The organism is Cellulosimicrobium sp. AB352, from assembly GCF_049538415.1.
In the GTDB taxonomy this organism is placed as follows: domain Bacteria; phylum Actinomycetota; class Actinomycetes; order Actinomycetales; family Cellulomonadaceae; genus Cellulosimicrobium; species Cellulosimicrobium funkei.
In genome coordinates, this window is sequence record NZ_JBMVFX010000015.1 from 61,326 (window position 1) to 86,591 (window position 25,266).

Here is a 25,266-nt window from a genome sequence, read left to right on the forward strand (position 1 = left end):
ACGCCCCGGGGGCGCAGTCCCTGGAGAACGGCATCGTGATCAGGATCGGCATCGTGGAGGACGACCCCGCGAGCAGCGCGCTGCTCGTGGAGTACCTGCGACGCTACGAGCAGGAGCACGGCGAGCAGTTCGCCGTCGCGCTCTTCGCCGACGGCGAGCAGGTGGTCACCGGGTACCGGCCGGACTTCGACATCCTGCTGCTCGACGTCGAGATGCCGAACCTCGACGGCTTCAGCGCCGCCCGGCGCATCCGCCAGGTCGACGCGGACGTCGTCCTGATCTTCATCACCAACATGACCCAGCACGCGATCAAGGGGTACGAGGTCGACGCGCTGAGCTACATGCTCAAGCCGCTGCGGTACTTCGCGTTCTCCCAGGAGCTCAAGCGGTCCGTGGCCCGGCTCCGACGGCGGTCGGCCGACTACCTCCTGCTCGCGGTCGACGGCGGCCTGGCCCGCGTCGCGACCGACGACATCGTGTTCCTCGAGAGCGCGAAGCACCGCACCACCGTGCACACGGTGGACGGGAGGCACTCCGTCGTCGGGCCGCTCAAGGCGCTCGAGGCCCAGCTGGAGGGCCGGGACTTCTTCCGGAGCAACAGCGGCTACCTCGTGAACCTGCGGCACGTGCTCGCGGTCCAGGGCAGCAGCGTGCTCCTGGTCGGCGGGCACGACCTGCTCATCAGCCGGGCGCGGAAGAAGGCGTTCCTCGCGGCCCTCACCGACTACCTCGGGGCACGACGGGCATGAGCGCCGCGACCGACCTCATGGCGACCCTGCCCGACATCCCGCGCGCGCTGACCGGCCTCGCGGAGTGGCTCGCGTGCCTGGTCTACGTGCTCCTGCGCCGACCGCGCCTGCCGCGGGCCCGGCTCGTGGCGCTCGCCGTCGTCGCCCTCGCCGCGCAGGTCGGGGTGCAGGCGCTCGCCGACCTGCTGCCGCGCCAGCTGTGGACCGTCGGGATGGCCGCCGCGGTCGCGTGCATGTACGGGTTCATCGTCGCGGCGGCGCGCGTCTCGGCGCGCGACGCGGGGTACTTCGCGGCGCGCGCGCTCGTGCTCGCCGAGCTCGTGGCGGCGCTGCACTGGCAGGTCCACTGCTTCTTCTTCCTGCCCGACGGCCGACCCGGCACGGCCTGGCAGGTCGCGTTCTTCGTCCTCGTGTACGCGGTGGGGTACGGGGTCGCGTACGTCGTCGAGTCCCGCCACTTCCGTCCCGACCAGGAGCTCGACGTCACGGTCGGCGAGCTCGCGTCGGCGGTCGCGATCGCGCTCGTCACGTTCTTCATGAGCAACATCAGCTTCCTCAACGCGAACACGCCGTTCAGCGGACGCCTCGGGCTCGAGATCTTCTACATCCGCACGCTCGTCGACCTGTGCGGGTTCGTCGCCCTCTACGCCCAGCAGGGCCAACGGCTCCAGCACCAGGCGCGGTCCGAGGTGCGCGCCATCGACGAGATGCTGCGGCGGCAGCACGAGCAGTACCTGCAGTCGAAGCGGAACATGCAGATCGTCCACCGCAAGTACCACGATCTCAAGCACCAGATCGGGGTGATCCGCGCCGAGGCGGACCCGGGCCGGCGGGCGTCCTACCTCGACCACCTGGAGGCCAGCATCTCCGGCCACGCCCGGCAGGCCGACACCGGCAACGGCGTGCTCGACGTGATCCTCACGACCAAGAGCCAGGAGTGCGCGGAGCGGGACATCGACCTCACGTGCGTGGTCGACGGCGCCCTGCTCGACTTCATGTCCGCGATGGACGTCGCCGCGGTGTTCGGCAACGCCCTGGACAACGCGATCGACGGCGTCATGGCCGTCCCCGACCCGGAGCGGCGGATCATCAAGGTCGCGGTCTACGCGCGCGACCGCTTCGTGCTGCTCACGGTCGAGAACTACTTCTCCGGCGAGCTCCGCACCGAGGGCGGGGACATCGTCACCCGGCGCGCCGACCGCACCCGGCACGGGTACGGGCTCAAGTCCATCCGGTACACCGCGGAGAAGTACGGCGGGTCGATGACGGTGAACACCGAGGACCGCTGGTTCCTCCTGCGCGTCCTGCTGCCCATGCCGGAGGACCGCCCGCCCACGGGCTCGCCCCGGCAGGCGGCGTCGGCCACGCACCCGGCGTAGACCCGCGCCCCACGGTCAGGGACCCCGGCCGGGGTCACGGGCCGTCGCACGGCCACGGCCGCCGCCCCGGAGGACGCCGGACGGCCCCTCCGGGCGGGACCTGCGGCCCGCTCACCGTGACCCCGCCGTGACCTCGACGACCGTTCGTGGACGCAAAGCGACGGTTCGTGCACCCGGCCGCCCCCGCCGTCCGCCGCGTCCATAGCGTGACGGCGCGGCTCAGGGACCACGACGTCCCGGGCCTCGACGGGTTCGCAGAGCTCGCTGCGCCACGCACGCGCCTCCGGGTGGGTCGCCGGGGTCGGTGCGGAGCGGGTGGGCGCGGAGACGACAAGGGAAGGTCGATGAAGACAACGACAACGGCGGGACACCGCGACAACCGGGCGGGCCGCGTCAAGGGAGCGGCGGCGCTCGCGAGCCTCGCGCTCGTGGCCGCGGCGGGATGCACGGCGGGCACCACGGACGACGAGAGCGCGGCCGACGCGTTCACGACCCGGGAGGTCACGGACGGGACCACGTCCTTCGTGGTCGTCGACAACCCGGGCGACGGGCCCACGCTCTCCTACGGCAAGGAAAGCGCGGTCGAGCTCCTCACCGAGGAGGTCGACGGCCAGGAGCTCGCGTTCAAGGACATGAACGCGAACGGGACGCTCGACACGTGGGAGGACTGGCGCGAGCCGGCCGAGGAGCGCGCGGCGGCCCTCGCCGAGGAGCTCACGATCGAGCAGATCGCGGGGCTCATGCTCTTCAGCTCGCACGAGCGGTCGCAGGCCGACGGCCTCACGGACGCCCAGAAGGAGTACCTGACGGACTCCCACCTGCGCAACGTCCTGCACGCGGGCCCGAGCGACGTCGAGGCGACCGTCACGTGGGCCAACGAGATGCAGGCCTACGCCGAGTCGCTCGCGACCGCCGACGAGCCCTACGTCCCGGTGAACTTCGCCTCCGACCCGCGCTCGACCGCGGGCTCCGGCGGCTACAACGCCGAGGGCGCCGACATCTCGCGGTGGCCGTCGAACCTCGGCCTCGCCGCGACGTTCGACGTCGAGCACATGGACAACTTCGCCGAGATGTCCTCCGCGGAGTACCGCGCGCTGGGGATCACGACGGCCCTCAGCCCGCAGATCGACCTCGCGACCGAGCCGCGGTGGCTGCGCGTCGGCGGCACGTTCGGCGAGGACGTCGAGCAGAACACCGAGCTGGCCGCCGCCTACGTGGACGGCTACCAGAGCACGACCGGCCAGGACGGCTGGGGCCCCGAGTCCGTCAACGCGATGATCAAGCACTGGGCGGGCGACGGCCCCGGCGAGGGCGGCCGCGAGGCCCACACCGACGCCGGCAAGTACGGCGTCTACCCGGGCGGCAACTTCGACGCGCACACCGAGGCGTTCCTCGGGTCGCTCGACTCCGCAGCCGTCATGTCGGCCTACTCGATCGCGCTCGACGGCGAGGGCGAGCCGCTGTTCGGCGAGCGCGTCGGCACGGCGTACGACGACACGCGCATGAACCTGCTCCGCGAGGAGAACGGCTACCAGGGCGTCGTCGTCACCGACTGGGGCGTCACGACCGGGATGAACGACGAGGGCGCGGTCATCGCGACCGGCTGGGGCGCCGAGGACCTCACCAAGGAGCAGCGCCACTACGAGATCCTCAAGACCGGGCACGACATGTTCGGCGGCAACAACGACGTCGCGCCGGTCCTCGCGGCCCACGAGATGTGGCAGGCCGACTTCGAGGCCGGCACGAACGACGTCGACGCCGACACGCGCTTCCGCGAATCCGGCGCGCGCATCCTCACGATGTTCTTCAACCCGGGCCTGTACGAGAACGCGTACCTGGACCTCGACGAGTCCACGTCGATCCTGGCGAGCGACGACAAGGTCGACGCGGGCTACGCGGCGCAGCTCGACTCCGTGGTCCTGCTGAAGAACGACGGCGAGACGGTCACCGCCGCGGACGCGGAGGCGTGGAAGGACAAGACCGTCTACATCCCGCGCAGCTTCAACACCGGCTTCGCGAGCTCGTTCGGTCCGGGCGAGTACACCGAGGGCGCCGGGATCGACCTCGAGGTGGCCGAGCAGTACTTCGGCACCGTGCTCACCGACGAGGCCGTCACGGACGCCGACGACAAGGTCACGAGCTACACCGCTCCCGACCTGTCGGACGTCGACCTCGTGCTCGTCGGCATGGACAGCCCGGACAACGGCGGCACGTTCTCGAACATCGGGCACGACCTCGAGAACGACACCTGGTACCCGCTGTCGCTGCAGTACCGCCCGTACACCGCGGACGGCCCGAACGTGCGCCAGACCTCGATCTCCGGCGACCTGCTCCCGGACGGCACGCGCCAGAACCGCTCCTACTTCGGGAGCACGTCGAAGATCGCGAACGAGTCCGACCTCGACGCGTTCGAGCGCGCCGTGGCGGCCGTCGAGGCGACCGGCAAGGACATCCCGGTCGTCACCGTCCTCAAGGCGACCAACCCGGTCGTCCCGGCCGAGTTCGAGGCCGCGTCCGACGCGATCGTCGTCGGCTTCGGCACGAGCGACCAGGCGCTCCTCGAGGTCGTGCTCGGCCTCCACGAGCCCCAGGGCCGCCTGCCCGTCCAGTTCCCGAAGGACATGGACACGGTCGAGGCGCAGCAGGAGGACGTCGCGAAGGACATGACGCCCTACACCGACGCTGCGGGCAACGCCTACGACTACGGCTTCGGGCTGAGCTACGGCGGGCCGATCACGGACTGACGGACCGCACGGGCGGGCGGTCGCACGAGCGGCCGCCCGCCCGGGGCGGACGGCGCCCGTCCGGCGCCGTCCGGCCCCGACCAGGCCGCGGGGTGGGCCCGCGGCACGAACGAACCAAGGAGCAGGAAGTGAAGCGGAACAAGGCGCTGACCACGGGGATCGGGCTGCTCGTCGCCGTCACGGGGACCTTCGGGCTGACGGCGTGCGGGAGCGGCGACGACTCCGCCGCCGGGCCGTCGTCGTCCGAGAGCCAGGCGACCGACGTCGACGTGGCGACCGACCTCGAGAACGCGCGCACGGCGGTCGCCGACGCGCTCGCGGAGGACGACAGCTGGGCGCAGATCATGCTCGCCAGCGACGTCAAGGAGCCGACGGTCAAGTACGGCCTCCTGGTGGTGCCGTTCGTCCCCTCCGACGCCGCCTCGCGCGTCCAGGGCACGGTCGACATCAAGGACGGGAAGTACACGATCGAGGCCGACTCCGCCGAGACCGGCGAGACGTGGCAGATCGACCAGGACGGCACCATCACCCCGGCCGGGGAGTAGCCGCACCGCTCCCCGCCGTCCGCCTCCCCGCCCGCCTCGCCGGGCGGACGGCGAGGCGGACGGCGGGGGCACCGGACGGCACGGGTCGAGCACGGACGACCGTCCGTGCCGCAGAAACGACCGATCGTGCAGCCGCGGCGGGCGGCGCCGTACCCCGCTCCTAGCCTGAGGAACGGGCCGCACTCGAGGAGGAATGCAGTGAACGCCAGGGCGAAGAACGCCGACGGTGCCAGGACACCGATGTCGAACAAGAAGTTCCTGTGGATCTGGGTCCCCGTGCTCGCGACGGTGACCGTGCTCGTCGTCGTCGCGAACGTCGCGCTCAACGTCGCGGGCGGCTGGGTCGCGTCCCAGCTCGGGTCCGGCACCTACACGTTCACCAACTCCGAGGAGTCCGCGGGCTGGGACACCGCGTACTACACGGCCGAGCACGACAGCCAGGAGTCCGTCGACGAGGCCGCGAAGGCCCTCGTCGAGGAGATCGCGGCCGGCGGCATCGTCCTCGCGAAGAACGAGGCCGGCGCGCTGCCCCTGACGCCCGACGCCCGCGTGACCATGCTGGGCCGCGCGTCCGCGGACCCGGTGTTCGGCGGCTCGGGCTCCGGCTCGGTCGACACGAACTCGGCCGTGACCGTCCGCGGGGGCCTCGAGAACGCGGGCCTCACGGTCAACGACGAGGTCTACGCCTCGATCGAGGCGTTCGCGGCGGAGAACCCGCGCGGCCACATCGAGATGGACAACCCCGACGCGTCGAGCTACACCGTCGGCGAGCTGCCCGTCGGCGACTACGAGGCCCGGTCCGGGACGTTCGCCGAGTTCGGCGACGCCGCGATCGTCACGATCGGCCGCCCCGGCGGCGAGGGCGGCGACCTCACGCGCGACATGACCGGCTGGGACGACCACGCCGAGCCCGGTCAGCACCAGCTCGAGCTGAACAAGGACGAGAAGGACCTGATCGCGCTCGCGAAGTCGAGCTTCGAGAAGGTCGTCGTGGTCGTCAACGCGTCCACGACCCTGGAGCTCGGCGAGCTGCAGGCCGACCCGGAGGTCGACGCGATCCTCCTCGCGGGCTCGCCCGGCGCCACCGGCTTCAACGCCCTGGGGTCGGTCCTCACGGGCGAGGTCAACCCGTCCGGCCGCACGGTCGACGTGTGGGCCGCCGACTTCACGGCCGACCCGACGTTCGCCAACTTCGGGAGCTTCTTCTACTCGAACGTCGAGGCGTCCTACCCCGTCTCGGCGGTCGAGAAGGCGACGTCCAACGCGACCGTCACGAGCAACGCGCCGTTCGTGAACTACAGCGAGGGCATCTACGTCGGGTACCGCTACTACGAGACCGCTGCGGCCGAGGGCTTCATCGACTACGACGACGCGGTGGTCTACCCGTTCGGCTACGGCCTGAGCTACACCGACTTCGCGTGGGCGGTCACGGGCACCGAGGCGGGCGACGTCGACGGGACCGTCGCGGTCACGGTCGAGGTGACGAACACGGGCACCGTCGCCGGCCGTGACGTCGTCGAGCTCTACTACTCCGCGCCGTACACGCCCGGCGGGATCGAGAAGTCCGAGGTCGTCCTCGGCGACTTCGCCAAGACCGGGACGATCGCGCCGGGTGCGAGCGAGACGGTGACCCTCGAGCTCGCCGTCGAGGACATGGCGTCCTACGACCACCTGGGCGCGAAGGCGTACGTCCTGGAGGCGGGCGACTACACGCTCAGCCTGCGCACCGACTCCCACACCGTCGCGGCGGGCACCGAGCCGATCACCTACCCGGTCGCGTCCGACGTCGTGTACACGGGCGAGGACCACCGCGCGTCGGACCTCGCCGAGGTGACCAACCGGTTCGACGACGTCTCCGCGCGCTTCAGCGCCGACGGCGCGGACGGCACGGTCGTCCCGATGTCCCGCGCCGACTTCGCGGGCACGTTCCCGCAGGCCCCGACGGCCGAGCAGTCGGTCGCGGACGAGGCCACCCAGGAGGGCTTCGCCGCCTGGGACCACGAGGCCGAGGCCGCCGCGTTCGACGGCGAGATGCCCACGACGGGCGAGCGCTCCGACCTGACGCTCGTCGACCTGCGCGGGCTGCCGAAGGACGACCCGCGGTGGGAGGAGCTGCTCGACTCGCTGACGGTCGGCGACATGACGGACATGCTCCTCAACGGCGCCTACCAGACGGCCGCGATCGCCTCGATCGCGAAGCCGCAGACGGTCGAGCCGGACGGCCCGGCGGGCTTCTCGTCCTTCATCAACTCGTCGATCAACGGCGTCGCCTACCCGTCCGAGGTGCTCATCGCGCAGACGTGGGACGTCGACCTCGGCACCGCGATGGGCACGATGATCGGCGAGGAGGCCCTGCAGAAGGGGCTCAACGGCTGGTACGCGCCCGCGGTGAACCTGCACCGCTCGCCGTTCGGCGGCCGCAACTTCGAGTACTACTCGGAGGACCCGCTCCTCTCGGGCCGCATGGCCGCCGCCGTGTCGAACGGCGCGGCGAGCAAGGGCGTCTACACGATGCTCAAGCACTTCGCGCTCAACGAGCAGGAGACGAACCGCGTCGACAACGGCCCCGCGACCTGGGCGACCGAGCAGACGATCCGCGAGATCTACCTCAAGCCGTTCGAGCTCGCGATCAAGGACGTCTCCCTGGACGTCCGCTACATCGCGGACGACGAGGGCACGATCGAGGAGACGACGGTCGGGGCGCTCGGCATCATGAGCTCGTTCAACCGCATCGGCGCGACGTGGACGGGCGGTTCGAAGCCGCTCATGACGGACGTGCTGCGCGGGGAGTGGGGCTTCGAGGGCTTCGCGATCACGGACTTCAACCTGTACCCGTACATGAACCCCAACGAGGGTCTCGACGGGGGCACGGACCTGACGCTCACCTTCCAGCCGTCGAAGTCGTTCGGCGACACGACGTCCGCGAAGGCCGTCACGGACATCCGGAACGCGACCCACAACATCCTGTTCACGGTGGCCAACTCGAACGCCATGAACGGGCTCGCCCCCGGCGCGACGGTCACGTACACGCCGCCCACCTGGGTCTACGTCCAGATCGGCGTGTCCGTCCTGCTCGGGCTGCTCGTCCTGGTCGGCGCCTTCCTCGTGGTCCGGCGCGTCCGTCGGCACCGGTCGGCGGCCGAGGAGGTCGCCGCACCCGCCTCCGAGCCGGCGGTCCCCGCCGCCCGGTAGCCGGTGACCACCGGGCCTCCCGGGCGGGCGACCGCCCGGGAGACCCGGCACCCGGCGCCGTCGGGCCGGTGGCGCCCACCACCGCCGGCCCGACGCCAGGGCCCGGACCGCCGTCCGGCACCGGGCCCCCGCCCCGCACGTCCGACCAGTCGCCGTCCGCGGCGCACCCGCCGACGGCCGGCCCCGGCCTGCCCGGGACCGCCCCGACGCACCCCGCACGACCCCACGACCACGCAAGGAGAGCACCGTGCAGCTCCACGGCGAGACCACCGCCGCGGCCGGCGAGACGGCCGCGGCCCCGGGGACGACGACCGCCGTCGTCCCGACCGCGAGCCTGACGCTCCTGGAGAAGGCGGCCCTGCTGACGGGGAAGACCGTGTGGGAGACGCACGACCTCCCGCGGCTCGGCGTCCGCTCCCTCTGGCTGGCCGACGGCCCGCACGGCGTCCGCAAGCAGCTCGGGGCGGCCGACCACCTCGGCATCGCGGCCTCGCAGGAGGCCACGTGCTTCCCGACGGCGGCCGCCGTGGCGAACACGTGGGACGTCGAGCTGGCCGAGCGCGTGGGCTCCGCGCTCGGCGCCGAGGCCGCGGCGCAGGACGTCGACGTGCTGCTCGGCCCGGGCCTCAACATCAAGCGGTCGCCGCTCGGCGGGCGCAACTTCGAGTACTTCTCCGAAGACCCGCTGCTCGCGGGCCGGATGGCCGCCGGCTACGTGCGCGGGATCCAGTCCCACGGCGTCGCCGCGTGCCCCAAGCACTTCGCGGTGAACTCCCAGGAGCTGCGCCGCATGGTCTCGGACTCCGTGGTCGACGAGCGCACGCTCCGGGAGGTCTACCTCTCGGCGTTCGGGATCGTCGTCGCGGAGGCCCGGCCCCGGACGGTCATGTCGTCGTACAACCTCGTCAACGGCGTCTACGCCCACGAGGACCCGTTCCTCCTCACCCAGGTCCTGCGCCGCGAGTGGGGGTTCGACGGCGCCGTCGTCTCCGACTGGGGCGGCTCGAACGACGTCGTCGCCGCGGCGGCGGCCGGTGGCACCCTCGAGATGCCGGCGGCCGGCCTGGGCTCGGCGCGCCGGCTCGTCGACGCCGTCCGGTCGGGCCGCCTCGACGCGGCCGACCTCGACGCGCGCGCCGAGGAGGTGCTGCAGCTCGTCGCAGCGGCCCGCGAGCCGGGCACCGCCCCGGCCGTCGACGTCGACGCCCACCACGCGCTCGCCCGCGAGGTCGCGGCGCGCTCGGCGGTGCTGCTCAAGAACGAGGACGCGCTCCTGCCGCTGGCGGCGGGGACCCGGGTCGCGGTCGTCGGCGACTTCGCGCGCACCCCGCGCTACCAGGGCTCCGGGTCGTCCGCGGTCAACCCCACCCGCCTCGACAGCGTGCTCGACGTGATCGAGGGCTCGGGGCTCGAGCTGACGACGTTCGCCCCCGGCTTCCGTCGGGACGGCACGCCCGACGCCGGGCTGCGCGAGCAGGCGGTCGCGGCCGCGCAGGGCGCGGACGCGGTGCTGCTGTTCCTCGGCCTCGACGAGATCGCCGAGTCGGAGGGCCTGGACCGCACGACGCTCGCGCTGCACCCGGCGCAGGTCGAGGTGCTTGAGGCCGTGGCCGCGGTCAACCCCGCGACCGTCGTGGTCCTCGCGGGCGGGGGCGCGATCTCCACCCCGTGGCTCGGCGCGGCTCGCGCGCTCGTGCACGGCTACCTCGGGGGGCAGGCCGGGGCCGGGGGCGTCCTCGACGTGCTCACCGGCGCCGTCAACCCGTCGGGGCGGCTCGCCGAGACGCTGCCCGTGCGGCTCGCGGACACCCCGACTGCCGCGTCGTTCCCCGCGACCGGGCGCACCGCCGTCTACCGCGAGGGCCTGTACGTCGGCTACCGGTACTACACGAGCGCCGACGTCCCGGTCGCGTTCCCCTTCGGCTTCGGGCTGACGTACACGACGTTCGCGCACTCCGACCTCGTGGTCGACGCGGACGCGGGAGCCGTCGGGGTGACGGTCACGGTCACCAACACCGGACCCGTCGCGGGGGCGGACGTCGTGCAGGTCTACGTGCGTCGGGAGACGCCGGGCGTCCACCGCCCGGACCGCACCCTCGCGGGGTTCACGCGCGTCGAGCTCGACCCGGGCGAGTCGCGCACGGTCACCGTCCCCCTCGGGGACGCGGCGTTCCGGCACTGGGACGTGGCGACCGGGGCGTGGCAGGTCGAGCAGGGTGCCTGGTCGGTGCTCGTCGGCTCCCACGTCGACGACCTCCCGCTGCGCGCGACGGTCGAGCTCGACGGCACGGTGCCTCCGCGCACCGAGGACGACCTGCCCGAGCCGTACCGCACCGGACGCGTCCACGACGTGTCGGACGCGCAGTTCGCGGCGCTCCTCGGCCGACCGGTCCCGACCGCGGCGTGGTCCGGGGCGCTCGGCGTGAACGACCCGCTCTCGCGCCTCGCCGACGCGCGCTCGCCCCTCGCCCGGCTCGCGTTCCGCGTCCTGTCCTGGCGGCGCGACGCGGCGGACCGCAAGGGTGCGCCGGACCTCAACGTCCTCTTCCTGCTCAACATGCCGTTCCGGGCCATCGGGAAGATGACCGGCGGCATGGTCGACGACGCGATGGTCGACGGCATCGTCCGCATCGTCAACGGCCACTTCTTCCGCGGCACCGGCGCCGTCGTGCGCGGGTTCGTCCGCAACCGCCGTGCCGACCGTCGTACCGCCCGCGCGCTGCGCGGCGACGCCTGACCCGCTCGAAAGGGAACACCCATGCTCACCCGCCTCCGCGACGCCTGGCGCCGGTTCTCCGAGAAGCGACCGGGGACCGCGCAGTTCGTCGTGTTCCTCGTGCTGAGCAACGGCATCACCGTGTTGCAGCTCGCGCTCATGCCCCTCATCAAGTGGGTCTTCGGCATGACCGCCCTGGTCGACGTCGCGTTCCAGGTCTGGCCGGTCGGGACGAACCCGGACGGGTCGACGTTCTACGTGTTCGACTACGCCGCCGGTCCGCTCCCGGGCGGTGGCGGGGGGCTGGCATACTTCCTCGCCGTGCAGATCACCTTGCTGGTGGCGCAGGTGATCAACTTCTTCGCTCAGCGCACCATCACGTTCAAGTCGAACTCGTCGGTCGCGAAGGCCGCGCTCTGGTACACCATCGCGTACGTCGTCATCTCGATCGCGGCGGCCGCCGCGCAGGGCCTGTACAAGGCGCCGATCTACGAGCTGTTCATCGACACGTGGGGCCTGGGCGGCGCTGGCGAGACCCTCGCGGACTTCACGACGATGATCATCAACGCCGCGATCTCGTTCTGGGTGTTCTTCCCGATCTTCAAGGTCATCTTCAAGCAGGTGCCCGAGACGCCGGCCGCGCCGGAGGCGGAGCACGCCGGAGAGGTGCGTGCGTCGTGACCCCGCTCCTGACCGTCGTGGTCCCGGCGTTCAACGCCGAGCCGTACCTGGCGCGTGCGCTCGACTCGCTCGTCGGGTTCGGTCCCGAGGTGGAGGTGCTCGTCGTCGACGACGGTTCCACCGACGGGACGGCGGCGCTCGCCCAGGGCTACGCGGACCGGTTCCCGGGCGAGGTGCACGTGCTGCGCAAGGCCAACGGCGGGCACGGGTCGGCGATCAACACCGGCCTCGACCACGCGCGCGGGGAGTACCTCAAGGTCGTGGACGCCGACGACTGGGTGGACCGCGCCGCGCTCGCCCAGGTGCTCGCGACGCTGCGCGGGTTCGTGCGCCGGTTCGTGGACGCCGGCACCCCCGGCGGGGAGCCCGTCGACCTGCTGGTGAGCAACTTCGTGTACGAGAAGGTCGGCAAGCGCGTGAAGACGGCCGTCCGGTACCGCGGCGCGCTGCCGCGCGGACGCGTCCTCACGTGGTCGCAGACCCGCCGCTTCGCCAAGCGCCAGTACATGATGATGCACGCTCTCATGTACCGGACCCAGGTGCTGCGCGACGCGGGGCTGCGGCTCCCCGAGCACACGTTCTACGTGGACAACCTGTACGCGCTGGTGCCGCTCGCGCACGTGCGCACGCTGTACTACCTCGACGTCGACCTCTACCGGTACTTCATCGGCCGCGAGGACCAGTCCGTGCACGAGGCCGTCATGCTCAAGCGCCTCGACCAGCAGCTCCGCGTCAACTGGCTCATGCTCGAGCACGTCTCGCGGACCCCGGTGACCGACCGGCGCCTGCGCCGCTACCTGCTGCACTACGTGGAGATCATCTGCGCGGTGTCGTCGATCCTGCTCGTGCGCGCGGGGACGCCCGCGTGCCTCGTGGAGAAGGAGCGGCTCTGGTCGCGCCTGCGCGCTCAGGACCCCCAGCTCTACCACCAGGTGCGCTGGTCGGGCCTCGGGCAGATCGCCAACCTCCCCGGTCCGGCGGGACGGCGCGTGACGGTCCTGGCCTACCGGGTCGCGCAGCGCGCGATCGGCTTCAGCTGACCGTCCCCGTCAGCGCGGGCCGCGGCGCTGCTTCTCGATGAGCGGCCGCAGCCGGTAGGGGATGAGCTCGCCCATCGACAGCGAGGTCTCCGTGCGCTCGACGCCGTCGATCGCGAGGATCGCGGCGTCGATGCGGAACAGGTGGTCCGTGTCGCGGCACGCGACGGTGACGCGCAGGTCCGCGGTGCCGCTGCGCCCGAACGCCTGCACGACCTCGGGGATGCGCGCGAGGTCGTCGACGATGCGCGCGAGCTCCTTCTGCCGGAGCTGCACCTCGACGAACGCCGTGAGGGGGTGTCCCAGCACGTGCGGGTCGATGCGCCGGTCGAGGTCGAGGAACGCGCCCTCGGCCTCGAGGCGTGCGAGCCGCGCGGCGACCGTGTTGCGGGAGAGCCGCAGCCGGTCGGCGAGCGCGACGATCGTGGCCCGCGGGTCGTCGGCGAGCGCGAGCAGGAGGTCGAGGTCGACAGCGTCGGCGCTGTGCATGGTGCTCACCCTAACCGAGTGACAGCGGTCACAGTGCACGGTGCAGCAGGCGTCGGTGGAGCCATGTGCGTGACGCGGGTTACGTTCCCCCTACCTCGGTCCTCGACGGAGAGGACCGGCTCCCCGAGGTGAGGTGGCGACGATGCCCAGCGAACCTGCGGTGCGGACCGGACCGACGGCGGCGACCCCGCCGAAGGCGTACGACGGTCACCGGGCGGCAACCCCGCGCGACGCACGAGCAGACCGGAAGAACGTGGTGCGCGGCGTGCGCAAGGACGCGCCGCGGCAGGACCCGCCCGACCCGGGCCCCGGGTCGACGCCGACCCTGCGCGTGCTCGACGAGGACGGCACCCGCCACCGCGACCCGGACCTCGACCGGTGGCTCGCGGACCTCGACCCGACGGCGTCCGACGACGCCGCGCGCGCGTCGGCCCGGTCGACGCTGCTGCGGCTCCACACGGACATGGTCGTGGCGCGTCGCATCGACGCGGAGGCCACGGCGCTCCAGCGGCAGGGCGAGCTCGCGCTCTGGCCGCCGCTCCTCGGCCAGGAGGCGGCGCAGGTCGGCTCGGCGCGCGCGCTGCGCGACGACGACTTCGTCTTCTCCTCCTACCGCGAGCACGCCGTCGCGCGGGTGCGCGGCGCGGCGCTCGTCGACCTCGTGCGCGTGTGGCGCGGCGTCGCGGTCTCCGGCTGGGACCCGTACGCGATCGGCATGGCGTCGCCGCAGGTCATCATCGGCGCCCAGGCGCTGCACGCGACGGGCTGGGCGATGGGCGTGCAGAACGACGTCGACGCCGGCCGCGTCGACGCCGCCGCCGGGCTGCCGGTCGGGGTGTCGTACTTCGGCGACGGTGCGATGAGCCAGGGCGACGTGAACGAGGCGTTCGTCTTCGCGTCCACGTACCGCTCGCCGGTGGTGTTCTTCTGCCAGAACAACCAGTGGGCCATCTCCGAGCCGGTCGCGCTCCAGTCGCGCGTCCCGCTCGCGGAGCGCGCCCGCGGGTTCGGACTGCCGGGCGTGCGCGTCGACGGCAACGACGTCCTCGCCGTGCTCGCCGTGACCCGCGCGGCCCTCGACCGCGCCCGGCACGACGGCGGCCCCACGTTGATCGAGGCCGTCACCTACCGCATGGGCCCGCACACCACGGCCGACGACCCGAAGCGCTACCGCGACGCGGCCGAGGTGGAGGAGTGGACGCGGCGCGACCCGATCGCGCGCTTCGAGGCGTACCTGCGCGCCGTCGGGGTGCTCGACGACGCGGGCGCGGCGCACGTGCAGGAGGTCGCCGACGCGGCGGCCGCCGAGCTGCGCGCCGGGTGCGTCGCGCTCACCGACCCGCCGCCGCTCTCGCTCTTCGACCACGTCTACGCGGAGCCGCACCACGCGCTGGACCGCGAGCGCGCGGAGTACGCGCACTACCTCGCCGGCTTCGACGGGGAGGAGGCGTGATGACGACCCTCACGCTCGCGAAGGCGCTCGGCGCCGGGCTGCACCGCGCGATGACCGACGACGACCGCGTGGTCGTCATGGGCGAGGACGTCGGCCGCCTGGGTGGCGTCTACCGCGTGACGGACGGGCTCCAGGCGGAGTTCGGACCGCGGCGCGTGCTCGACACCCCGCTCGCGGAGTCGGGGATCATCGGGACGGCCGTCGGGCTCGCGTACCGCGGCTACCGGCCGGTGTGCGAGATCCAGTTCGACGGCTTCGTGTTCGTCGCGTTCGACCAGATCCTGTCCCAGCTCGCGAAGATGCACGCGCGCACTGGTGGGAAGGTGCGCCTGCCGATCACGATCCGCATCCCCGTGGGCGGCGGCATCGGCGCGGCCGAGCACCACTCGGAGTCGCCCGAGGCGCTGTTCGCGCACACGGCCGGGCTGCGCGTCGTGTCGGTCGCGAACCCCCAGGACGCGTACACCGTGCTCCGCCAGGCCGTCGCGTGCGACGACCCGGTGATCTTCTTCGAGCCCAAGCGGCGCTACCACCTCAAGGGCGAGGTCGACCTCGACCCCGTCGACCCGCCGCCCATGGACCGGGCCCGTGTCGTGCGCGAGGGCCACGACGTCACGCTCGTCACGTGGGGCGGCCTCGTCGGGACCGCGCTCGACGCCGCCGTCGCCGCGTCGGACGACGGCGTCTCCGTCGAGGTGGTCGACCTGCGCTCGCTGTCGCCGATCGACCACGACACCGTCGCGGCGTCGGTCCGCAAGACCGGGCGGGTCGTCGTCACGCACGAGGCCCCGCGCCAGGCCGGGCTCGGCGCGGAGATCGCCGCGACCGTGACGGACCGCTGCTTCGAGTACCTCGAGGCCCCGCCCGTGCGGGTCACGGGCCACGGCATGCCGTACCCGCCTGCGAAGCTCGAGGGCCACTACCTGCCCGACCTCGACCGCATCCTCGACGGCGTCGACCGCGTGCTGGGGCGCGTCGAGCCGTTCGTGCCGTCGTCCGGGCGCCCCGTCGCGGAGGTGGCCCGATGACGGCGCTGCGCGAGTTCCGCCTCCCCGACCTGGGCGAGGGCCTCACCGAGTCCGACATCGTCAGCTGGCACGTCCACGCGGGCGACCGCGTCGAGCTCAACCAGGTCATCGCGGAGGTCGAGACCGCGAAGGCCCTCGTCGACCTCCCGTCCCCGTACGCGGGCGTCGTCGCGTCCCTCCACGCCGAGGAGGGCCAGACGGTGAGCGTCGGCGAGCCGCTGGTCACCTTCGAGGTCGACGACGGCGCGGCCCCCGTGTCCGGCGGCGGTGCCGCCCCGGTGGCGGACGGCGCCGCGGCGCCCGGGTCCGCCGAGGTCCCGGCCCGGGTGCCCGACGCCGTCCCCGCCCTGGTCGGGGCGGTCGCCGGGTCGGGGGTCGCCCGGGCGGGAGACCTGCCCGACGGCCCGGCCGGCTCCTCGGCCGTCGACCCGGCCGCTGCCGTGGCCGACACCGCCGACGAGCCCGAGCCGAACCTCGTCGGCTACGGGGCACGCCCCGACCGGGTCGGGCGGCCCGCGCGTCGACCCCGGCGGGCGGTGACTGAAACCCAGGTTTCACCGCCCGACCTCGCCGAGGCGCCCCGCCGCACCACCGTGACCGGCGAGCGGCCCCGGTCGACGCCGCCGGTGCGCGCGCTCGCGAAGAAGCTCGGCGTGCGGATCGACCGGGTCGAGGGCTCCGGCCGCGACGGGCTCATCACGCGCGAGGACGTCCTCGCGGCGGTGAGCTGCCATCGCGACGTCGCACGCCGACCGCGCGACGAGCACCACGCGCACCCCGCGACGTCCGCCGGCCCGGGGGCACCGAGCGGCGAGAAGCGAGAACTGGCCCCTCCGGACCGCGGCCGAGGGGCCACTTCTCCCCTCTCGGCGCCGGGCGCGGTGACGGGCGTGGCCGCCGACCGCGCGGCCGGCCTCGAGGCGGAGGTCGTGCCCGTGCGGGGCGTGCGCAAGCACACCGCGGCGGCGATGGTGGCGAGCGCGTTCACGGCGCCCCACGCGACGGTGTTCCTCACCGTGGACGTGACGCGGAGCGTCGAGCTCCTGGAGCGGCTGCGCACCCACCGCCTCGTGCGCGGCGCGCGGATCACCGTGCTGGCGCTCGCGGCCCGCGCGCTGTGCCTCGTGCTGCCGCGCCACCCCGCGCTCAACAGCGCGTGGCGCGACCTCCCCGACGGCTCGGCAGAGATCGTGCGGTACCGGCGGGTGCACCTGGGGATCGCGGTCGCGACCGACCGGGGGCTCGTCGTGCCGCACGTGCCCGACGCCCAGGCGCTCGACCTGCCTGACCTCGCCGCCGCGCTGACCGACCTCACGACCACCGCGCGCGACGGCCGCACGACGCCCGAGCGACTGACCGGCGGGACGATCTCGATCACCAACGTCGGGGTGTTCGGCGTCGACGCGGGCACCCCGATCCTCGTCCCCGGCGAGGCGGCGATCCTCGGCCTGGGGGCGGTGCGGCGTCGGCCCTGGGAGCACGACGGCGAGGTCGCGCTGCGCGACGTCGTCACGCTCAGCCTGTCGTTCGACCACCGCGTGGTCGACGGCGAGCAGGGCGCGCGCTTCCTCGCCGACCTGGGCGCGCTGCTGGAGGACCCGGCGCTCGCGCTCCTCGCCGGGAGCCGGCAGGAGGTGGTCGCGTGACCGTCCTGACGAGCGCCGTCGAGCCCGGGTCGGACGCGGCCCGCGCGAACGACGCCGCGCAGCGCGGGCTCGCGCAGGAGCTGCGCGAGCGCACGGCGGACGTCGCGCGTGGCGGCCCGGCGTCGGCGCGCGACCGGCACGTGGCGCGCGGCAAGCTGCTCCCGCGCGACCGCGTCGACCGGCTGCTCGACGAGGGCAGCCCGTTCCTGGAGATCGCACCGCTCGCCGGGTACGGCGTGGACGACGGCGCGTGGCCGGCGGCGGGCGTCGTCGCCGGGATCGGGGTGGTCAGCGGGCGGCAGGTCATGGTCGTGTGCAACGACGCGACCGTGAAGGGCGGCACGTACCACCCGCTCACGGTGAAGAAGCACCTGCGGGCGCAGGAGATCGCGCTGGAGAACCGGCTGCCGTGCGTCTACCTCGTCGACTCGGGCGGTGCCTTCCTGCCCCGGCAGGCCGAGGTGTTCCCGGACCGCGACCACTTCGGCCGCATCTTCTACCACCAGGCGCGTCTCTCGGCGGCGGGGATCCCGCAGATCTCCGCGGTGCTCGGGTCGTGCACGGCGGGCGGCGCCTACGTGCCCGCGATGAGCGACGAGACGGTCATCGTGCGCGGGCAGGGCACGATCTTCCTCGGCGGGCCGCCGCTCGTGAAGGCGGCGATCGGCGAGGTCGTCACGGCCGAGGAGCTCGGCGGCGGCGAGCTGCACGCGCGTCGCAGCGGCGTCGTCGACCACCTCGCCGACGACGACGAGGACGCGCTCGACACCGTGCGGCGCATCGTCGCGACGCTCCCGCCCGACCCGGAGCCCGCGTGGGACGTGGCGCCCAGCGAGCCTCCCCGCGTGGCGGGTGCCGCCGTACAGGACCCGGGGGAGGATCTGTACGCCGCCGTCCCGGCCGACGTCCAGGCTCCCTACGACCCCCGCGAGGTCATCGCCCGGCTCGTCGACGGGAGCCGGTTCGACGAGTTCAAGCGCGAGTACGGCGACACGCTCGTCACGGGCTTCGCGCGGATCCACGGGCACCCGGTGGGGATCCTCGCGAACCAGGGCGTGCTGTTCTCGGCGTCCGCGCTCAAGGGGGCGCACTTCGTCGAGCTGTGCGACCAGCGCGGCATCCCGCTGCTGTTCCTGCAGAACATCTCCGGCTTCATGGTCGGCACGGACGCCGAGGCGGGCGGGATCGCGAAGGACGGCGCGAAGATGGTCACGGCCGTCGCGACGACGCGCGTCCCGAAGCTCACGGTGATCGTCGGCGGCTCGTTCGGGGCGGGGAACTACTCGATGTGCGGCCGCGCGTACTCGCCGCGCTTCCTGTGGTCGTGGCCCGCGAGCCGCATCTCCGTGATGGGCGGCCCGCAGGCCGCGTCCGTGCTGTCGACCGTCAAGCGCGACCAGCTCGCGGCGCGCGGCGAGACGTGGGACCCCGACGAGGAGGCCGCGTTCTCCGCCGGCATCCGCGCCGACTACGACGAGCACGGCAGCCCCTACTACGCGACCGCGCGGCTGTGGGACGACGGCGTGATCGACCCCGCCGACACGCGCCGCGTGCTCGGCCTCGCCCTCGGCGTGTGCGCGCGCACGCCCCTCGCCGAGACCTGGACCGGTGACCGGTTCGGCCTCTTCCGGATGTGAGCCGATGACCTCCCGCACCTTCCTCGACGCGACCGCCCGCCCGCCCGGCGGTACCGGGTTCCGCACGGTCCTCGTCGCGAACCGCGGCGAGATCGCGTGCCGCGTGATCGGCACGCTGCGCCGCCTCGGCGTGCGGTCCGTCGCCGTCTTCTCCGACGCCGACGCCGACGCGCGCCACGTGCGCGAGGCGGACGTCGCGGTCAGGATCGGGCCCGCGCCCGCCGCGCAGAGCTACCTCGACGTCGACGCCGTCGTCGCCGCGGCCGTCGCGACCGGGTCCGAGGCGGTCCACCCCGGCTACGGCTTCCTCTCGGAGAACCCGGCGCTCGCCCGGGCGTGCGAGCGCGCGGGGATCGCGTTCGTCGGGCCGGGCGTCGACGCGCTCGAGGCGATGGCCGACAAGCTCGCCGCGAAGAGCATCGTCGGCGCGCGGGGCGTGCCCGTCGTGCCGGGGGCGGGCGAGCCCGGGATGTCCGACGACGACCTCCTCGCCGCCGCGGGCGCCGTCGGGTTCCCGCTGCTCGTCAAGCCGTCCGCCGGGGGCGGGGGCAAGGGCATGGTCGTCGTGCGCGCCGAGGCCGACCTGCCGGGCGCGCTCGCGTCGGCGCGTCGGGTCGCGGCGTCGTCGTTCGGCGACGACACGCTCCTGCTCGAACGCCTCGTCGAGGCGCCGCGCCACATCGAGGTGCAGGTGCTCGCCGACACGCACGGGACCGTGGTCCACCTGGGCGAGCGCGAGTGCTCGCTCCAGCGCCGCCACCAGAAGGTGGTCGAGGAGGCGCCGTCGCCGCTCCTCACCGCGGAGCAGCGCGCCCGCATGGGCGAGGCCGCGTGCGAGGTCGCGCGGTCCGTCGGGTACGTCGGCGCCGGGACGGTCGAGTTCCTCGTCCCCGCCGCGAGCCCGGACGAGTTCTTCTTCATCGAGATGAACACGCGCCTCCAGGTGGAGCACCCCGTGACCGAGATGGTCACCGGCCTCGACCTCGTCGCGCTCCAGCTGCGCGTCGCGGCGGGCGAGCCGCTGGGCCTGGCGCAGAGCGACGTCGTGCTCCGCGGCCACGCCGTCGAGGCGCGCCTCTACGCCGAGTCGCCCGAGCGCGGTTTCCTCCCGGCCACCGGGTCGGTCCGGGTCTACGACGACGGCGACGCCCCTGCCGGGCCCGGCGCCTCGCCGCTGCGCCTCGACTCCGGGATCTCCGCCGGTGCGGTGGTGGGTGGGCACTACGACCCGATGCTCGCGAAGGCCGTCGCCTGGGGAGAGACGCGCGACGAGGCCGTGGAGCGCCTCGACGGCCTGCTCGCGCGGACGGTCGTGCTGGGTGTCGAGACGAACACGGCGTTCCTGCGGTCTCTCCTCGCGGACGACGACGTCCGTGCGGGCCGGCTCGACACCGGCCTGATCGACCGGCTCGTGGCGTCGGGTTCGGGGTCGGTGGCCGGGCTTGGCGAAGGGCCGGGGGCCGTGGTCGGGTCCGGCGAGGGGCCGGGGGGTGCGCGCGCCGTCTACCCTCCGCGCCCTCGTTCCTCGGGCGCTCCCGCCAGGCCCGACCACGACGGCGCGCACACCCCCCGCCCCCTCGCCTCGGAGGTCGGCTCGCCATCCGGCGGCGCGGACTGGGTCGAGCTCGTCGCCGCCGCCCTGTTCCTCGCCGAGCAGGCGGTTGTGGCTCGTCCGGGGGGCGGGACGGGCCACGACCGCCTGCTCGACGTCGGAGTGGCTGCCGACGGCGATCCCTGGCGGGCGGGGGACGGGTGGCGGCTCAACGGGGACGCGGCGGCGCGGCGGGTCCTGCTCGTCGATGCCGGCGGGGGCGCGCACGAGGTGCGGGTGTCCGGGGTGGTGGGGGACGCCGTCGTGCGCGTGCCAGCACCCGACGACGGCGCGTGGCCCGGCTCGACGACGCGCGCGGTCCGGGCGTCGCTCGCCCGCGACCCCGGGGTCGACGGCGCGTGGTGGCTCACCCTGGACGGTGTCCGGGAGCGCGTGCGGCTCGCCCTCGACGCACCCCCCGCCGACGGCGAGCCCGCGACGGTCTGGGTGTGGCGCGACGGGCGGACCGTCGCCCTGGCCGCCCCGGACCGGGAGCAGCGCGCCGCCCGGGCGCGGGCCGACCGCCGTCGGGCACGGGGTGACGCGCCCGGCGCGACCGACCCCGAGGTGCGCGCCGCGATGCCCGGCACGGTCGTCACGGCCGCCGCGGACGGCGAGCCCGTCACCGCCGGGGACGTCCTCGTCACCGTCGAGGCCATGAAGATGGAGCACCCGCTCCTCGCCCCGCACGACGGCGTCGCCGACGTGCGCGTGCGCCCCGGCGACCTCGTGCGCCGGGACCAGGTGGTCGCCGTCGTCCACCCTCACGACTCCGGTGCGGCACAACCCGCCGCCCCGGTCCCGCAACCCGACACCCAGGGAGCATCATGATCGAGGCCGACGTCCTGCTCGACGACGAGCAGCGGAAGCTCAGCCAGGTGGTGCGCGACTTCGCGGACAGCGTCGTCGCCCCCGCCGCCTACCGCTACGACACCGAACGCCGCCTGCCGATGGAGATCATCGCGCAGATGGGGGAGCTCGGGCTGTTCGGGCTGCCGTTCCCGCGCGACGTCGGCGGCCAGGGCCAGGACTACGTGTCGCTGTGCCTCGCCGTCGAGGCGCTCGCGCGCGTCGACCAGTCGATCGCGGTGACGCTCGAGGCCGGGGTCGGGCTCGGGATCGTCCCGCTCTACCGGCACGGGTCGCGCGAGCAGCAGGAGCGGTGGCTGCCCGACCTGCTCGCCGGGCGGGCGCTCGCGGCGTTCGGGCTCACCGAGGCCGGCGCCGGGTCCGACGCAGGCGGCACCCGCACGACCGCGCGGCTCGACGGCGACGAGTGGGTGATCGACGGGTCCAAGCAGTTCATCACCAACTCGGGGACGCCCATCACGAGCCTCGTGACGATCACCGCCGTGACGGGCGAGACGGTCGGCCCGGAGGGCGAGGTGCGCAAGGAGCTGTCGAGCATCATCGTCCCGGCGGGGACGCCCGGGCTCGAGGTGGGGCCGTCGTACGACAAGGTCGGCTGGCACACCTCGGACACGCACCCCCTCACGCTGACCGACGTCCGCGTGCCCGCCGGGAACCTGCTCGGCGAGCGCGGTCGTGGGTACGCGAACTTCCTCCGCGCGCTCGACGAGGGCCGCATCGCGTTCGCCGCCCTCGCGACCGGCGCCGCGCAGGGCTGCCTCGAGGAGGCGCTGCGGTACGCGCGCGAGCGCGTCGTGTTCGGTCGGTCGATCGGGGAGAACCAGCACGTCGCGTTCACGCTCGCCCGCATGCAGGCGCGCGTCCACACCGCGCGCCTCGCGTGGCTCGACGCCGCGCAGAAGCTCGTGCGCGGCAAGCCGTTCAAGGCGGAGGCGTCGGTCGCGAAGCTCGTGGGCGGCGAGGCCGCCATGGCGAACGCGCGCGACGCCTCGCAGATCTTCGGCGGCTACGGGTTCCTCAACGAGAACCCCGTCGCACGGCACTACCGCGACGCGAAGGTGCTCGAGGTCGGCGAGGGCACGACCGAGGTGCAGCTCATGGTCATCGCGAGGAGCCTGGGACTGGACGGCTAGCGCGGGACCGACGCCGACCACGACGTTGCTGTCGTCCTCACGGTCTTCCCGACAGCAACCTCGTGGTCGGCAGCTGGCGACGTCAGGGACGAGGGGAGGAGCAGCATGCGCGAGGTGGTCCAGCGGGGCCTGTACTACGACGAGCTCGAGACCGGGGTGGTGTACCGCCACCGGCCCGGCCGCACGCTCACGGAGGCGGACGACGTCGTCTTCTCCACGCTCACGATGAACCACCAGGCGCTGCACCTCGACGCCGCGTGGGCCGCGACCCAGCCGTTCGGGCAGCGGCTCGTCAACTCGATGATGACGCTGTCCACGCTCGTCGGGCTGTCCGTCGGGCAGGTCACGCAGGGCACGATCGTCGCGAACCTCGGGTTCCGCGAGGTCGAGTTCCCCAGGCCGCTGTTCCACGGCGACACGCTCTACGCCGAGACGGAGGTCGTCGAGAAGCGGCTCTCCGCGTCGCGGCCGGGGCAGGGCGTCGTGACCCTCGAGCACCGCGGCCTCAACCAGGACGGCGTGCTCGTCGCGCGCGCCGTCCGCACCGCGCTCTTCTGGACACGCGCCGCCCACGAGGCGGCGTCCGCGGCCGTGCCCGACGACGCCCGGTCTCCCGGGGCGCCCACCGGACCCGGGGTCGTGGGCACGGCGGGTGCCGATCCCGGCGACAGCCCCGGGCCCGGCACCGGGCGCGACGACGGCCCCGGGCTCGGCGAGCACGCGGCGGGGGTGCACGAGCCCGTCCTCGAGCGCGGCGACGAGGAGAGCGCGTGGTGACCGACGGCGTCGGGCACCGCGCCGCCTCCCCGCCAGGGTTCGGGCTCGGGCCCGCGCTGCTGTTCTGCCCCGGCGACCGACCCGACCGGTTCGCCAAGGCCGTGGACCGCGCGGACGCCGTGATCCTCGACCTCGAGGACGCCGTCGCCCCGCACGCCAAGGATGCCGCGCGGCGCGCCGTCGTCGAGGCGTCCGCGACGCTCGACCCGGCGCGCACGGTCGTGCGCGTGAACCCCGTCGGGACGCCCGAGCACGCGCTCGACGTGGCGGCGCTCGCGGACACGCGGCTGCGCACGGTCATGGTCGCGAAGTCGGGCCCGGAGCTGCTCGGCTCGCTCGGAGCGCTCGCGACCACCCTCCCGGGCGTCCGGGTCCTCGCGCTGTGCGAGACGGCGGCCGGCGTCCTCGCGGCGCCGGAGCTCGCCCGCAGGCCCGAGGTCGTCGCGCTGATGTGGGGCGCGGAGGACCTCGTCGTCTCCCTCGGGGGGACGTCGAGCCGCCGCCCCGACGGCACGTACCGCGACGTCGCGCGGCACGCCCGCGCCGCGGTGCTGCTCGCGGCCGGTGCGGCGGGGAAGGCTGCGGTCGACGCGGTGCACCTCGACGTGGGCGACCTCGACGGGCTGCGCGCCGAGGCCGAGGACGCCGCCGCGTCGGGGTTCGCCGCGACGGCGTGCATCCATCCGAGCCACGTCCCCGTGATCCGCGCCGCCTACGCGCCGACCGCCGAGCAGGTGGCCGACGCCCGCGCGCTGCTCGACGCCGCGGCCGCGAACCCCGGCGGCGCGGGCGCCGTCTTCACGTTCGAGGGCCGCATGGTCGACGAGCCGGTCCTCCGGCACGCGCGGGCGGTCCTCGACCGGGTGGTTCTCGACCGGGCGCCGTCGGACGGGTGAGCGCGGGGATCTCGCGCTCGCGGGCCCGGCCGACGGCGCCTCGTCGCGGCCGACCGGACAAATACCCCGCTCCGCCCGTTCCGCTTGCGGGCTCGCGCATCGTATGGTCACTCGCGTGAACGTCTACGTCGTCCTGTCCCGCAGTCGTACGGTCCTGTCCCGGACGATCGCGCTGGCGACGCGCGACGAGTTCACGCACTCCTCCCTGGCGCTCGACCAGGGGCTCGACCTCATGTTCAGCTTCGGCCGACGCCGGGCGGGCAACCCGTTCGTCGGCTGCTTCCGCCGCGAGCGGTTCGACGACGGCCTGTACCGCGGCATGGACGTCGTGCCGGGGGTCGTGCTCGCGGTGCCCGTGACCCCCGAGCAGCACGAGGCGATCCGCGTCCGGATCACCGAGTTCCTGCTCGACTCGCACGCGTTCTCGTACAACGTGCGCGGCCTCGTCGGCGCGCGGTTCGGCCGCGGGCACGAGGCCGAGGACCGGTTCTTCTGCTCGGAGTTCGTCTACCACGTGCTGCACGGCGCGGGGGTGTGGGACCTCGGGGTCGAGCGGTGGCAGGTGCGGCCCCAGACGCTGCTCGACCTGCCGGGCCGCGTCGTCTTCCGCGGGGACCTCAAGGACTACGTCGCCGCGCACCGCACGCTCGAGACGCTGCCGTCGCTGACGTTCGCCCCTGCCCGGGAGCGCGTGCCCGGCTGA

The 25,266-nt window shown here is 73.8% G+C and carries 17 protein-coding genes and 1 pseudogene; 17 read left to right on the plus strand and 1 reads right to left on the minus strand.

The genetic code is table 11. The annotated features are described in order from the left end of the window. Positions 1–35 precede the first annotated feature (35 nt). The 8 genes from ACPCUX_RS12260 to ACPCUX_RS12295 all read left to right on the plus strand — a co-directional run bounded on the left by ACPCUX_RS12260 (position 36) and on the right by ACPCUX_RS12295 (position 13,046). Complete coding sequence (locus ACPCUX_RS12260; protein ID WP_031317155.1) at positions 36–749, plus strand: LytR/AlgR family response regulator transcription factor; 714 nt, start codon at positions 36–38, stop codon at positions 747–749. Next, on the plus strand, positions 746–2,128 hold the full coding sequence (locus ACPCUX_RS12265; protein ID WP_423388856.1) for an ATP-binding protein: 1,383 nt from the start codon (positions 746–748) through the stop codon (positions 2,126–2,128). Before ACPCUX_RS12260 ends, ACPCUX_RS12265 begins: the two co-directional genes overlap by 4 nt. A gap of 344 nt (positions 2,129–2,472) precedes the next feature. Then, the gene (locus ACPCUX_RS12270; protein ID WP_423388857.1) at positions 2,473–4,872 is read left to right on the plus strand and encodes a glycoside hydrolase family 3 N-terminal domain-containing protein; all 2,400 of its coding nucleotides are present in this window, start codon (positions 2,473–2,475) and stop codon (positions 4,870–4,872) included. Positions 4,873–5,000: 128 nt separating this feature from the next. Continuing rightward, positions 5,001–5,417 carry a hypothetical protein gene (locus ACPCUX_RS12275; protein ID WP_423388858.1) on the plus strand — a complete coding sequence of 139 codons (417 nt, stop codon included), beginning with the start codon at positions 5,001–5,003 and terminating at the stop codon, positions 5,415–5,417. Between the two features lie 198 nt (positions 5,418–5,615). After that, positions 5,616–8,609, plus strand: coding sequence for a glycoside hydrolase family 3 C-terminal domain-containing protein (locus ACPCUX_RS12280; RefSeq protein ID WP_423388859.1), 2,994 nt, complete (start codon positions 5,616–5,618; stop codon positions 8,607–8,609). A gap of 247 nt (positions 8,610–8,856) precedes the next feature. Next, positions 8,857–11,346: a glycoside hydrolase family 3 C-terminal domain-containing protein gene (locus tag ACPCUX_RS12285; protein ID WP_423388860.1), complete on the plus strand. Its 2,490-nt coding sequence runs from the start codon at positions 8,857–8,859 to the stop codon at positions 11,344–11,346. Between the two features lie 21 nt (positions 11,347–11,367). Further along, positions 11,368–12,006, plus strand: coding sequence for a hypothetical protein (locus ACPCUX_RS12290; protein ID WP_085386796.1), 639 nt, complete (start codon positions 11,368–11,370; stop codon positions 12,004–12,006). Further along, positions 12,003–13,046 carry a glycosyltransferase family 2 protein gene (locus ACPCUX_RS12295; protein ID WP_043658914.1) on the plus strand — a complete coding sequence of 348 codons (1,044 nt, stop codon included), beginning with the start codon at positions 12,003–12,005 and terminating at the stop codon, positions 13,044–13,046. The genes ACPCUX_RS12290 and ACPCUX_RS12295 overlap by 4 nt, the downstream gene beginning before the upstream one ends. A gap of 9 nt (positions 13,047–13,055) precedes the next feature. Here the strand turns inward: ACPCUX_RS12295 and ACPCUX_RS12300 are convergent, their stop codons facing one another. Continuing rightward, the gene (locus tag ACPCUX_RS12300) at positions 13,056–13,532 is read right to left on the minus strand and encodes an Lrp/AsnC family transcriptional regulator (protein ID WP_021482549.1); all 477 of its coding nucleotides are present in this window, start codon (positions 13,530–13,532) and stop codon (positions 13,056–13,058) included. 142 nt (positions 13,533–13,674) lie between these two features. Here ACPCUX_RS12300 and ACPCUX_RS12305 point away from each other — a divergent pair, with 142 nt between their 5' ends. The 9 genes and pseudogenes from ACPCUX_RS12305 to ACPCUX_RS12345 all read left to right on the plus strand — a co-directional run bounded on the left by ACPCUX_RS12305 (position 13,675) and on the right by ACPCUX_RS12345 (position 25,266). Further along, on the plus strand, positions 13,675–14,985 hold the full coding sequence (locus ACPCUX_RS12305) for a thiamine pyrophosphate-dependent dehydrogenase E1 component subunit alpha (protein ID WP_423388861.1): 1,311 nt from the start codon (positions 13,675–13,677) through the stop codon (positions 14,983–14,985). Next, entirely contained in the window at positions 14,985–16,013 is a 1,029-nt protein-coding gene (locus ACPCUX_RS12310) for an alpha-ketoacid dehydrogenase subunit beta (RefSeq protein WP_021483500.1), read from the plus strand. Before ACPCUX_RS12305 ends, ACPCUX_RS12310 begins: the two co-directional genes overlap by 1 nt. Beyond that, positions 16,010–17,659 carry a dihydrolipoamide acetyltransferase family protein gene (locus ACPCUX_RS12315; RefSeq protein WP_423388862.1) on the plus strand — a complete coding sequence of 550 codons (1,650 nt, stop codon included), beginning with the start codon at positions 16,010–16,012 and terminating at the stop codon, positions 17,657–17,659. The genes ACPCUX_RS12310 and ACPCUX_RS12315 overlap by 4 nt, the downstream gene beginning before the upstream one ends. Then, on the plus strand, positions 17,656–19,296 hold the full coding sequence (locus ACPCUX_RS12320) for a carboxyl transferase domain-containing protein (protein WP_378225905.1): 1,641 nt from the start codon (positions 17,656–17,658) through the stop codon (positions 19,294–19,296). The genes ACPCUX_RS12315 and ACPCUX_RS12320 overlap by 4 nt, the downstream gene beginning before the upstream one ends. Positions 19,297–19,300: 4 nt before the next feature. Next, a complete protein-coding gene (locus ACPCUX_RS12325) occupies positions 19,301–21,718 on the plus strand; it encodes a biotin carboxylase N-terminal domain-containing protein (protein WP_423388863.1) in 2,418 nt (805 codons plus the stop codon). After that, positions 21,715–22,890, plus strand: a complete 1,176-nt coding sequence (locus ACPCUX_RS12330; RefSeq protein WP_034654689.1) for an acyl-CoA dehydrogenase family protein — start codon at positions 21,715–21,717, stop codon at positions 22,888–22,890. The genes ACPCUX_RS12325 and ACPCUX_RS12330 overlap by 4 nt, the downstream gene beginning before the upstream one ends. Before the next feature lie 105 nt (positions 22,891–22,995). Beyond that, a pseudogene (locus tag ACPCUX_RS12335) lies at positions 22,996–23,523 on the plus strand (MaoC family dehydratase); the annotation flags it as partial. Positions 23,524–23,660: 137 nt separating this feature from the next. Then, positions 23,661–24,563 (plus strand): HpcH/HpaI aldolase/citrate lyase family protein, encoded by a 903-nt coding sequence (locus tag ACPCUX_RS12340; protein WP_423388864.1) that lies wholly within the window; start codon positions 23,661–23,663, stop codon positions 24,561–24,563. Positions 24,564–24,678: 115 nt separating this feature from the next. Continuing rightward, positions 24,679–25,266, plus strand: coding sequence for a hypothetical protein (locus ACPCUX_RS12345; protein ID WP_051028391.1), 588 nt, complete (start codon positions 24,679–24,681; stop codon positions 25,264–25,266).

Coding starts and splice junctions, on each gene's coding strand:
- ACPCUX_RS12265 (WP_423388856.1), top strand. CDS start 746: ATGAGCGCCGCGACCGACCTCATGGCGACCCTGCCCGACATCCCGCGC.
- ACPCUX_RS12270 (WP_423388857.1), top strand. CDS start 2,473: ATGAAGACAACGACAACGGCGGGACACCGCGACAACCGGGCGGGCCGC.
- ACPCUX_RS12300 (WP_021482549.1), bottom strand. CDS start 13,532: ATGCACAGCGCCGACGCTGTCGACCTCGACCTCCTGCTCGCGCTCGCC.
- ACPCUX_RS12290 (WP_085386796.1), top strand. CDS start 11,368: ATGCTCACCCGCCTCCGCGACGCCTGGCGCCGGTTCTCCGAGAAGCGA.
- ACPCUX_RS12315 (WP_423388862.1), top strand. CDS start 16,010: ATGACGGCGCTGCGCGAGTTCCGCCTCCCCGACCTGGGCGAGGGCCTC.
- ACPCUX_RS12310 (WP_021483500.1), top strand. CDS start 14,985: ATGACGACCCTCACGCTCGCGAAGGCGCTCGGCGCCGGGCTGCACCGC.
- ACPCUX_RS12305 (WP_423388861.1), top strand. CDS start 13,675: ATGCCCAGCGAACCTGCGGTGCGGACCGGACCGACGGCGGCGACCCCG.
- ACPCUX_RS12325 (WP_423388863.1), top strand. CDS start 19,301: ATGACCTCCCGCACCTTCCTCGACGCGACCGCCCGCCCGCCCGGCGGT.
- ACPCUX_RS12330 (WP_034654689.1), top strand. CDS start 21,715: ATGATCGAGGCCGACGTCCTGCTCGACGACGAGCAGCGGAAGCTCAGC.